10 protein-coding genes are annotated in these 11,612 nt (G+C 56.5%); 3 read left to right on the forward strand and 7 right to left on the reverse strand.

All coding sequences use genetic code 11. The features are described from left to right. Positions 1-12 precede the first annotated feature (12 nt). The 4 genes from IM284_RS04880 to IM284_RS04895 form a co-directional block, all read right to left on the reverse strand. A complete protein-coding gene (locus IM284_RS04880; protein WP_047368505.1) occupies positions 13-672 on the reverse strand; it encodes an O-methyltransferase in 660 nt (219 codons plus the stop codon). A gap of 102 nt (positions 673-774) precedes the next feature. Beyond that, positions 775-2,154 carry an efflux transporter outer membrane subunit gene (locus tag IM284_RS04885; protein WP_047368506.1) on the reverse strand — a complete coding sequence of 460 codons (1,380 nt, stop codon included), beginning with the start codon at positions 2,152-2,154 and terminating at the stop codon, positions 775-777. Then, positions 2,151-3,233, reverse strand: a complete 1,083-nt coding sequence (locus IM284_RS04890; protein WP_047368507.1) for an HlyD family secretion protein — start codon at positions 3,231-3,233, stop codon at positions 2,151-2,153. Before IM284_RS04890 ends, IM284_RS04885 begins: the two co-directional genes overlap by 4 nt. A gap of 22 nt (positions 3,234-3,255) precedes the next feature. Beyond that, positions 3,256-4,908: an MFS transporter gene (locus tag IM284_RS04895; RefSeq protein ID WP_032644875.1), complete on the reverse strand. Its 1,653-nt coding sequence runs from the start codon at positions 4,906-4,908 to the stop codon at positions 3,256-3,258. Between the two features lie 202 nt (positions 4,909-5,110). Between IM284_RS04895 and IM284_RS04900 the strand changes: the two genes are divergently transcribed. Continuing rightward, positions 5,111-5,905 carry a YdcF family protein gene (locus IM284_RS04900; protein ID WP_047368508.1) on the forward strand — a complete coding sequence of 265 codons (795 nt, stop codon included), beginning with the start codon at positions 5,111-5,113 and terminating at the stop codon, positions 5,903-5,905. A 53-nt stretch (positions 5,906-5,958) separates the two neighbouring features. Here IM284_RS04900 and gap read toward each other — a convergent pair whose 3' ends face one another. Continuing rightward, positions 5,959-6,960 (reverse strand): type I glyceraldehyde-3-phosphate dehydrogenase, encoded by a 1,002-nt coding sequence (gene gap, locus IM284_RS04905; RefSeq protein ID WP_047368509.1) that lies wholly within the window; start codon positions 6,958-6,960, stop codon positions 5,959-5,961. Positions 6,961-7,148: 188 nt separating this feature from the next. Here gap and cybB point away from each other — a divergent pair, with 188 nt between their 5' ends. Next, on the forward strand, positions 7,149-7,679 hold the full coding sequence (cybB, locus tag IM284_RS04910) for a cytochrome b561 (RefSeq protein WP_047368510.1): 531 nt from the start codon (positions 7,149-7,151) through the stop codon (positions 7,677-7,679). A gap of 44 nt (positions 7,680-7,723) precedes the next feature. Here cybB and IM284_RS04915 read toward each other — a convergent pair whose 3' ends face one another. Both IM284_RS04915 and IM284_RS04920 read right to left on the reverse strand, forming a co-directional pair. Then, on the reverse strand, positions 7,724-8,791 hold the full coding sequence (locus tag IM284_RS04915; protein ID WP_047368511.1) for an oxidoreductase: 1,068 nt from the start codon (positions 8,789-8,791) through the stop codon (positions 7,724-7,726). A 13-nt stretch (positions 8,792-8,804) separates the two neighbouring features. After that, the gene (locus IM284_RS04920) at positions 8,805-9,548 is read right to left on the reverse strand and encodes a DeoR/GlpR family DNA-binding transcription regulator (RefSeq protein WP_047368512.1); all 744 of its coding nucleotides are present in this window, start codon (positions 9,546-9,548) and stop codon (positions 8,805-8,807) included. A gap of 716 nt (positions 9,549-10,264) precedes the next feature. Here IM284_RS04920 and IM284_RS04925 point away from each other — a divergent pair. Beyond that, entirely contained in the window at positions 10,265-11,602 is a 1,338-nt protein-coding gene (locus IM284_RS04925) for a TolC family outer membrane protein (protein ID WP_041910078.1), read from the forward strand. Positions 11,603-11,612: the final 10 nt, after the last annotated feature.

Genomic DNA, 11,612 nt, shown 5'->3' on the forward strand with positions numbered 1-11,612 from the left:
GGGCTGATGCCTTCACCCATTCACAATCGCCAGCGTAAACCCATCCCATCCCTTAACCCCCACCGTTTGCAGTGCGGTGGCGGTTAAGCGCGGGTTATCCCCCGTCATCTCGATAAAACGCCGCACGCCCAGCACGCGCGCGTCGTCGCTTTGCCCGTTAATGACCTCGCCGTCGCGGACCACGTTATCGCCGATAATCACCGTGCCGGGACGGGAATAGTGCAGCGCCCACTCCAGATAGCCGGGATTGTTTGGCTTATCGGCATCAATAAAGATCAGGTCGAACGGCGGAACGTCACCGAAATTCTCCAGCGAGTTCAGCGCCGGGCCTTCTATTAATTCAATACGATCGTTCAGCCCCGCGAGGCGAATATTCTGGCGGGCAACATCGGCATGCGTTGGGTCCGCCTCGAGCGTAATCAGCTTTCCGTCCGGCGGCAGGGCGCGCGCCATCCAGATAGAGCTATAGGCACCCAGCGTACCGATCTCAAGAATGCGTCTTGCCTGCGTCATGCGCACGAACAGCGCCAGCAGCTGTCCCTGATTGGCCGCAACATCGTGTTCGGGTAGCCCGGCGCGTTTGTTGTTCTCAAGAACCTTCTGTAGAACCTCATCCTCAGGGATAAGCGAAGAAATCATGTAATTATCTACTGCAGACCATTGTTGTTGCATAGATTGACTCCTTTAGAGGGATTGCCGGGTGGCGGCTACGCCTTACCCGGCCTACGGGTGCGAAATGCAGGTCCGGTAAGCAAAGCGCCAACGGGCAGGTTTTCAGGCACTGACCCATCCTCCGCCCAGTGCTTTATACAAATCAATCTGCGCCAGCAGCAGGTTATTTTTGACCTGCACCACGCTGGTCTGGACCGAGTACAGCGTGCGCTGCGCGTCCAGCACGTCAAGATAGGATGAATAACCGTTGCGATAGCGGTTCTGCGCAATGCGCAGCGTCTCCCGGGCCACATCCTGCTGGGCAAGCAGCTCCGTCAGCTGTTCCTGATAGCGCGTAATGGCATCAAGGCTGTTGTTCACTTCGGCAAACGCGTTACGCACGGTTTTTTCATACGCATACAGCGCCTGGTTACGCTGGGACTGGGAAATATCCACCTGCGCGTTCAGCGCCTGGCGGTTCAGCAGCGGGGCGAGAATGCTGCCGCCTGTGCTCCAGAGCTGGAGCGGGTTATCCAGCAGGCCGGAAAGGGTGCGATCCTGGATCGATCCGGTTGCGGTCAGGTTGATTGACGGCAGCAGGCTGGCGCGTGACGCGGCAAGCGAGGCGTCAGCCGCGACCAGCTGTCGCTCAGCCTGCACGATATCCGGCCGACGATTCAGGAGCGTGGAGGGCAGCTGTGACGGCAGCGTGAGCGGCGTCAGCGCCGCAAAGCTTTCGCTACGCGCTACCGCACCGGGATTGCTTCCCAGCAGCAGGCTCAGGGCATTCTCCTGCTGCGCAATCTGATGCCGCAGCACGGGCACCTGCGCTCGCGTTGAGCGAAGCTCGGAATCCGACTGCATCAGCTCCAGGCGCGAACTGTAGCCCGTCTCAAGCTGGCGTTTGGCAAGATTAAACGCCTCTTCGCGTGATTTCAGCGTGGATTCGGTCACGCGCAGCTGTTCATCAAGCGAGAGCAGGGTGACGTACCCGGAGGCAACGGACGAGGCGACGGTGAGATCCGCAGCCGCGGCGGCGGCTTTTTGCGCCTCCAGCGAGGCTTCGGCGGCATTGGCCGTGCTGCGGTTGACGCCCCAGATATCAACATCATAGCTCGCCGTCAGGCTGCCTCTGTACAGCGTGCTGTAGACCGGCAACCCGGTGGCGGCGGATTGCGAACGGGCGCGCGTCCCGGTTACGCCCGCGTCGAGCGAAGGAAACAGGCTGCCGTCGGCGGCAAAGACCCGCGCCTGATATTCGTTAATTCGTTCCCGCGCGATCAGCACGTCGCTGTTGTTTTTTAGCGCCTGGTCCACATAGCGGTTGAGGTTGTTGTCATGAAAATTGCGCCACCAGAGCTGTTCCGTCGGGCTGGTTGGCCCTGAGACGGCGCGCCATTGAGCCGGAATTTGCAGGGTCGGCTGCGCCGGCTTGACGTCAACGGACTGGCATCCGGCCAGCATGAGCGCCCCCACCAGCGCGGCTATCGGGCGAAGGATCATGGCTTCGCCTCCCGCGTATCAATCGTCACCTGTACCGACATACCCGGACGCAGCAGCGCAGACTCTTCAGGCTTACCGAGCACCTCAATGCGCACCGGAATACGCTGGGCGATTTTGACAAAGTTGCCGGTGGCGTTGTCCGGCGTGATAGCGCTGAATTCAACCCCGGTCGCCGGCGAGATGCTCTCTACGCGGCCCTGATACGCTTTGTTGTTTAAGGCATCGACGGTAAACTTCACCGGCTGACCGACGCGCAGCTCCGCCAGCTGGGTCTCTTTGATGTTGGCAATCACCCAGTGCTGCGGCGGTACCAGCGTAGTGAGGTGCGTTCCGGCGGTCACGTACGCGCCGAGACGCACGGCAATCTGGCCGAGCTGGCCGTCGCGCGGGGCGATAATGCGGGTGTTTTGCAGGTCAATCTGCGCCAGCTCCAGCGCCGCTTTGGCGTTTTCAACATCTGCCTCCAGCGCGCCGCGGTTCACAATCACCGTCTGCAGATCCTGACGCGACATCTCAAGCGTGGCTTTCGCCTGGTCGATATCTGCGCTGCCCTGAGCCGCACTGGCCAGCGCGGCATCGCGCTCCCGAATGGAAAGCGAACCATCCGCCGTCAGATCCTTCACGCGCTTTAAATCCGCCTGGGTTTTCAGGCTCTGGGCGCGGGCATTTTTCAGCGCGGCTTCATTTTTGGCAATGGTCGCTTCGGCGCTTTTCCGCTGCTGCAGGTTGTTATTCAGCGCGGCAATTTTCATCGCCAGCTGCGCCTCGGCCTGATGGACGCGCTGGCGGTAGATGCGGTCATCGATCTGCAGCAGCAGATCGCCTTTTTTGACCTGCACAAAGTCCTGAACCTTCACCTCGGTGATATAGCCGTTAACCTGGGGGCTGATGAACGTCGTCTGGCCGCGCACGTAGGCGTTGTCGGTAAACTGCGCGTGGCGGGTAAACGGCGGCAGCTGCCAGGCGTAAAGAATGACCAGCACGCCGACAATACCGATGGCAGCGGCGGTGAAAACGGAAACAATGCGCACATTTTTGCGGGTGTTGGCCTGCTCTTTGGCGGCATCCTGCTGACTCATAAACTCTCCAGAAATATTACAATTATTTGTTGCCGGTGGCGTTCTTCAGCGCCATACGGGCAGTAATGCGCAGGCGCAGCAAGCGCCATAAAATCCAGACCAGCGTGGCGGCAGCGATGCTTGCCGTCAGCAGATAAGTATCGTTATAGGCCAGAATATTTGCCTCAAGGCTGGTCACCGTCTGTAGCTGGGTAATGGCCTGCGTTCCCAGCAGCGTACTGTCGCCAATCAGGCTTTTATACATCTGGGTATAAAGCTGAATCCGCTCGTTGACCAGCGGGTTAAGCGTGGTGAGCTGATCCGCCAGCAGGCTGGAGTGGTATTTCTCGCGCCAGGTCTGGAAGGTGCCGAGAATCGCCGATCCCAGCAGGCCGCCGAGGTTCTGGCTCATGCCAAACATGACCGAAAAGCTGACCAGGTTACGCGGGTCGGCAATTACCCCGCCAATGGCGGCCAGCATGGCGGGCGCCAGGAAGAAGGCGCTGCCGAAGCCCAGCAGGAACTGGCTGACCATCAGCTGATCCGGGCGGGTCAGGTTATTGGACTGGCTGTCCAGCAGCGAGGCAACAATCATCAGCGCCAGAGAGGTGATAATCGGCCACGCCAGCTTTGTGGGCTTGATGGTGAGGCAACTGGTGACGATCCCGCAGACGATCCCGGCGAAAATGGACCACGCCAGATGGGTCATCTGCTCATTCTGTAACCCCACGTACTGCAGCCAGCCGATGACGCCGGTATTTTGCTCCGCCAGCACGATGCGGATCAGCAGCATGATCAGCCCCAGGCGAACGATGCTGCCGCTCGACAGCCAGCGGGTGTTCAGCAGCGGGTTGGCGCGGTTATGTTCAAACACGATGGCGGAAACAATCAGCACCAGCGATAGCGCCAGCGACCAGCCGATCCACGGCGCCTCAAACCACCAGTCAAGACGGCCTAAAGAGAGCACGGCGCAGAGCAGGGCCATTCCGGGAGCCAGTAAAAAGAAGGTGACAAAGTCTTTCTTCTCGAAGACCTTGCGTCGGTCACCCGGCGGCAGTTTTAAGGCGATTACGCAGGCCAGGGAGATCAGCGCCAGCCCCAGCTCAAAGAAATAGAGCCCGCGCCACTCGTCCAGCTGGAGAAGCTCAGTGGAAAACAGACGCGCCAGCGGAATAGCGAGCGACGATCCGGTGATCCCGATGGTAAGCGCCTTCAGGCGATGCTTCGCAGGCCAGGCCTGGATTTGGTAGTAAATCCCCAGCGAGCTGAGCGCGGCGGCCACCATCCCGTGCGCGGCGCGTACCATCAGCGCGGAGCTGAGGTCGTTAACGAACAGGTGGAAAAAGGTGACCAGCACGTACAGCACCAGAAAACCTTCCGTAAAGGCGCGCAGGCCGTACTGTTGACGAAATTTGACCAGCAGCAGGTTAATGGAGATGTTGGTCATCACATAGACTGCGGGCAGCCAGGCGATTTCGGTCGACCAGGCCCCGAAGGTTCCCTGCAGGTTTTGCAGGTTGGCGGTAACCACCGCATTGCCCAGTGCCCCCGTCAGGCAAACCAGCAGCCCAACGACGCCATAGGCGACGCGTTTTGGCGTACTGTGCTCGGGGGTGGAAGGCGAACCCAGCAGGGCGGGTTTCTCATGGGGCTGCCACTCGCGAGGAGCATAAGGGTCGCGTTCGGGCAGGCGCATAACGTCATTACCTTAGAAATGATTGAATAATTAGCGGGCTAGCGATTCTACGTCTGCCGCAAATGATAATTCAAGTGAATATGATTTGCGCATGTTAATCAAATGTACGAGAGAAATTTAAGGAAAAAGAGCGGCCCGATGTCGCCGTTGTGTTGAGAACCTGAAGTCGCTACCCTGAAGGGATAGCGAGAAGGAGTTCATCATGGAACAGACCCATTTTCCCATCCTGCCGGATGCCACGCTGGCGGCTATCAATACTGTCGGTGAATGGCTGGCGCAGGACGACCTGAGCGGCAGCCGCCAGCCCCCGGACGTCGATGCGGTAATTCTGGCAGGGAACGCGGTGATCACGACCATTGAGGCAGCCTGCCGTATTGCCGCGCAGCGAGAAATCCCGCTCCTGATTAGCGGCGGTATTGGTCATTCAACCGCGTTTTTATATTCAGCTATCGGCAATCATCCGCGTTATCACACCTTACAAGTCGAAGGGCGGGCCGAAGCGAGCATTCTTGCCGACATTGCGCGGGCGTTCTGGAAGATCCCCGAGGCGCGCGTGTGGGTTGAAGATCGCTCCACCAACTGCGGTGAAAACGCGCGCTTTAGCTGGAACATGCTGAAAGAGCGTCAGCGGACAAGCGGACGCGTGCTGGTGGTACAGGACCCAACGATGCAGCGCCGCACGATGGCGACGTTTGCCCGCGTGTGCCGCGATGAACCCTCATCACCGCAGTGGATCAGCCATCCCGGGTTTACGCCAGCACTGCAAAACGGCACAGAGGGCGTGGAGTTTAGTGGGGTCAACGCCGGGCTGTGGCCCGTTGACCGTTATCTTTCACTGGTTATGGGGGAACTGCCGCGCCTGTATGATGACGTTAACGGCTATGGCCCGGCCGGGCGGGATTTTATCGCGCACGTTGCCTTTCCGGAGGCGGTGACTGCCGCGTGGAAACAGCTACAGCAGGATCCTGTCCTGAAGGGCGCACGTAAAATAATGTAGGCATGGAACAATCCCCTCGCCCCATTGGGGAGAGGGTTAGGGTGCGGGGAAAATCACAGCGCCGCAAACTTATCCAGCGTCCGCACCAGCTGCGTCACAAACCCATACTCGTTGTCATACCAGGCAACGGCTTTCACCAGCTGCAGGTCTCCCGCTTCTGACACCTCCGTCTGCGTGGCGTCAAACACCGAACCATAGTGCGAGCCAATCACATCTGACGACACGATCTCGTCATCGGTATACCCGAACGATTTATTCCCCTGGGTCGCCTTTTTCAACGCGGCGTTGATCTCCTCGACCGTCACCTTTTTACCCAGAATCGCTACCAGCTCGGTTACCGATCCGGTTTTCACCGGCACGCGCTGGGCGTGACCCTTTAGTTTGCCGCTGAGCGCGGGGATCACCAGGCCGATGGCTTTCGCCGCACCGGTGGTATGCGGAATAATATTTTCTGCCGCCGCCCGCGAGGCGCGCAGATCTTTCCCGCGCGGGCCATCCACCAGCGCCTGGGTGCCGGTATAGGCATGAATGGTGGTCATGGTGCCCACTTTAATTTCAAACGCGTCGTTCAGGGTTTTTGCCAGCGGGGCGAGGCAGTTGGTGGTGCAGGACGCGACGGAAATAATGGTATCACTGGCGTCAATGGTATCGTCATTGACGCTATAGACGATGGTCTTCATCTCACCCGCGGGCGCCGAAATCAGCACTTTCTTCGCACCGGCGTCCAGGTGCGCCCGCGATTTTTCTTCTGAGGTATAAAAGCCGGTGCACTCCACGACGATATCCACGCCCGCGGCTTTCCACGGAATGTGCTTTGCCTCTTTTTCGGCGTACACCGCGATGGTTTTACCGTCGACAATCAGCGCATCCTCGGTGAAGTCCACGCTCCAGGGGAAGCCACCGTAGTTGGAATCATGCCTGAGCAGGTAGGCCAGGACTTTCGGGGAGGTGAGGTCGTTGATGGCGACGACGGTATTACTGTCCTGGGTTTCAAGAAGGCGGCGCAGCACAAGGCGGCCAATGCGTCCAAATCCGTTAATGCCAATTTTACTCATGGTGTTCTCCTGTGAACGTGTCGATACGACAGTTTGAACTCATCCAGGCTTAGACCATCACGGGCAGGGCAGCAATTGAAGATGCTTCATGCGAGGGGAAGTATTTGAAAAACCATACAGAAAAGTTAATGAATTTTTAAGGAAAGGAGATTATGTTGGCGCGGTGACTGTTTATTTCAGGAAATCCCATGCGCACTAAATATACAAGCCTGCAAATCACGATTCACTGGATGGTGTTTTTGTTAATCGTCGTCGCCTACTGCGCGATGGAATTCAGGGGCTTTTTCCCGCGTTCCGACCGACCGCTTATTAACATGATCCACGTCTCCTGCGGCATATCGGTTCTGGTGCTGATGGTGGCGAGATTGCTGATCCGCCTGAAGTTTCCCGCACCGCCCATTCAACCTAAACCTAAAGCGATGATTACCGGTATGTCCCACCTTGGGCATCTGATCGTCTATCTGCTGTTTATTGCGCTGCCGCTGATTGGCATTGTAATGATGTATAACCGTGGAAACGACTGGTTCGCCTTTGGTCTGGCGATGCCTCACGCGGCGGAGGGGAATTTTGACCTGGTGGATGTGCTGAAGGAGTGGCACGTTACGCTGGCAAACCTGGGCTATTTCGTGATTGGTCTGCACGCCTTTGCGGCGCTGATGCACCACTATTTCTGGAAAGATAATACTCTTTTGCGCATGATGCCGAATAAGCGTCAGTAATCTTTAACTCGTGCCGGGCGGCGCAGCGCCACCCGGCTTGTTTTTTAACCCAGAAGAGCACACTCTTCATCAGTTAACGCCAGCGTCTGCGTTGACCCCGTCTCTGACGATTTCACCGCCGCTTCCAGAACAGCCATGACCGCTAACGCCTTGACAGGGTGAACGGGATTGGCGATCTTCCCGAGCATCGCATCCCGCACGTTGATGTAGTACTGCCGCTGATCGCCCTTTGGCGTGGCAATCGTTTGGGGTTTACCATCAGCTCCGAAGAACACCATGCTGTCGTCGTCTTCGCCCCAGGCGTCGCTGCCGGGGATTACGCCAGCCAGCAGCTGCGCTTCCTGCTGATCGATTCTGGCTTTCACCACGCTGCCTTTGTCCCCGTGAACGGTAAAGCGCGCCGTACCGCCAGCCACCAGCATGCTGGCGTGCAGAACCACCTTATGATCCGGGTAATTGAGGACCACGTGCGCCCAGTCGTTAACCTCTGCGCCGTCGCGCAGCGTGGCGATATTTCCCTGAACAGACTCTGGCAGGCCAAACAGCTGAAGCGTCTGGTCGATCAGGTGAGGGCCCAGGTCAAACCACAGACCGCTGCCGGGGACGTTCTGCTCGCGCCAGCGCACGCGCACTTCCGGGCGGAAGCGGTCAATATGCGACTCCAGATGCTTAACCTTGCCAACCGTGCCTTGCTCAATAATCTGCTTAATGCCGAGGAAATCGCTGTCCCAGCGGCGGTTATGGAAAACGGAGAGCAGAAGCTGCTTTTCATCCGCCAGGGCAATCAGGTCCCGGGCTTCCTGCATATCCAGAGTGAAAGGCTTATCCACGACCACGTGTTTTCCCGAGTTCAGGGCCAGCGTCGCCAGCGGCGCGTGGGTGGCGTTAGGGGAGGCAATGACCACCAGGTCGACATCAGGATGTTGAATGGCTTCTTCGGGCGTGGCTACCACCAGCACATCCGGAAGATCGCGCTTCACTTTCTCTTCATCACGGGAAGAGACCACCGCCAGCTTGAGCCCGTCCACGGACTGGATCAGCGGGGCATGGAAGGTTTTACCGACAAAACCATACCCGATCAGCGCAATGTTGATTGTTTGAACTTTACTCATGACCTTCTCCACGTTATTGCGCGCACACCGTGACCCGTAATGCGCCAGGGTCCCCAAGCTCAGGCCAGGGACGATCTAAAAAGAGTTGATGAATATCGGTGAGCCCGGAGACCAGATACGGCTCGCAGCGGTTAACTTTCAGGTGATCGGCAACAATCCAGTGCGCATGGCTTGCGGCGAGCATCGCGCGTTTCACCTCGGCATCCGCTTCTTTACCGGCACTCAGACCGAGTTCGGCATGAAGGGCGCACGCACCGAGAATGGCGATATCGGCCCGATAGCGTGACAGCAGGGACAACGTGGCGCTGCCGGCAAACAGGCGCTGCTTCGGGTCCCATTTTCCGCCGAGCAGAATAAGCTCAATGTCTTCCCGGTCGCTAAAATGCTGGGCGATATCCAGCGAGGTAGTGATCACGGTGTGAGGCCCCTGCAGATAAGTGGCGACGGCCATCACCGTACTGCCGGCATCCAGAAACAGGGTGGAACCCGGCGGAACCGCCTGCGCAACCTGTTTCCCCAGGCGCTGCTTGGTTTCCGGCAGCAGGGTATTGCGGCCCTGACGATTCATGGCCGAAAGATTCAGAGCAATAGCCCCGCCGTGATTCTTCTGGGCAAGCCCCTGATTTTCCAGATCGGTCAGATCCCGACGAACGGTATCCGCCGAAACCTGCAGCTTTTCTGCCAGCTCGGTGATGCTGGCCTGACCTTGTTCACTGAGAATATCAAGGACATAGCGTTGACGTGCGGTTTTGTGCATGGGCAGCAATCCTGCAAAATGTCGCAATAAATCGCATAATACAGCATTTTGACGCAGAAGGAAGGGGCATCATAAACCAGGTTGATGTTTGATTATTGGAATTATATTAAGCGGATATCATTAAGCCGTTCTGAATGTTAACCAGAGTGTTAATGTTATGTTTTAATCAACGATTTGGGTTATGTAACCAACGCATTGTCATTAACTGGTGGAATATGCTGATATGTAATTAAAATAAAGCATTTAATGTCTGATATATGTTTTTTATTAGAATTATTTTTCAACAAATCGATGGCTCTTACTTAAGTTGACACTTCTTTGAAAATCTTTGTGTCTGACCCGCTCAGAAATTAACGCAAAAATGTGCGCAGAGGAGATTAAGAATTTTCCTTAAATTACAGTGTGTTTTGATGTTTCATCTGAAAGGCTATTTTCGGAGTTTTGTCCAGAAACCCCATGTTTTTTCTTATATGTAACACTGCATTAACATTGTGGGTGTAGTGGCCTATACCACATTTTGTTATGCTGCAAATCAACTTATGAAATAAGTAATTTCTTAAATTTAATAAGACAAAGGCGGATCTCATCTCCATCGGAAATGGGTATGGGGAGCTTTACCTGAAATTTAGCGAGGAAGTTAAATAAGATATTTGTCTAATTATCTGTACCTCTTTTTGGGTAATTGCTTGAGTATCACTCAGAGTCAGGGAGATAAAATGACGATATTACGCAAGCCTGTTTCACGCCAATTTATAGCTACGCTGGCGTTAATTTCATTAGCCCTAAATACGGCTTATGCCAATAGTGGCGCGGTAGGTATTGCCCCGATGGCAACGACGACCTTAAAGGAAAGTATTCTTTTCGCTATCGATCGCGATCCGTCAATTAGCCAGCAGGCCGCGCAGTTAGGTATTGGTCAGGCGCAAATAGACGAGGCGCGCAGCGGCTGGATGCCGCAAATAGCGTTGAACGGGAGTACGGGGCATAGCCAGACCACCGATTCCAGCGGTTCGCTGAAGAACTCTGCGGCCTGGGGGGTGAGCCTGACCCAGCTGATATACGATTTTGGCAAGACCAACAACAGCATCAGCCAGTCTTCCGCCCAGCGCGATAGCTACCGCTACCAGCTGATGAGCACGCTTTCTGACGTGGCGGAAAAAACGGCGCTCGGCTACGTGGAGGTCAAACGTTATTCCGACCTGCTACAGGCGGCAAAAGAGAATGTTCAGGCACTGAAAAACGTGGAGCAGCTGGCAAAACTGCGCGCCGATGCGGGCGTGAGTTCCACCTCCGATGAACTCCAGACCCGCACGCGTATTGCCGGCATGCAGGCGACGGTGGCGCAGTATAACGCCGCGTTGAACAGCGCCCGCGCAAGGCTCGCGGTATTAACCGGAATGCAGGCAGATCATTATTCGCCGGTACCCGCAAACCTCGCCGTTGAGCCGGATTCGCTCAACCGCATTGATTATTCGTTAATACCGGCGGTAATGGCCGCGCAGAATATGGAACGTTCGGCCCAGTATGGTGTTGAAACGGCGAAGTCCCAGCACTGGCCAACCCTGAGCCTGAAGGGGGGACGCACGCGTTACGAGTCGGACAACCGCTCATACTGGGACGACCAGATCCAGCTTAATATTGACGCACCGCTTTATCAGGGCGGCGCGGTATCCGCACGCGTGCGTCAGGCTGAGGGCGCCCGGGCGATGGCGTCCTCTCAGGTCGATCAGGCGCGTTTCGACGTGCTGCAAAAGGCCTCCGTCGCGCAAGCTGACTGGACCGGCGCACGGGGAAGAATGGAGGCCGGGAAGCGGCAGCTGGAAAATGCGCTGCGGGCCCGCGAGGTTTATAAAAATGAATACACCCTGAGCAAGCGGAGCATTAATGATTTGCTCAGCGTTGAGCAGGATGTCTGGCAGGCCACGTCGGCGAAAATAATCGCCGAGTATGATGGCTGGAGTTCGGCAATTAATTATGCTTCCGCGGTTGATAATTTAATGCCGCTTATTGGAATAGAGAAAAACGCTGCCGCAAAATTACCCGATTTGAGTTAACAAAAGCCAC

Origin of the sequence: Enterobacter cloacae complex sp. P12RS (assembly GCF_014895875.1) — a bacterium.
GTDB lineage: Bacteria > Pseudomonadota > Gammaproteobacteria > Enterobacterales > Enterobacteriaceae > Enterobacter > Enterobacter bugandensis.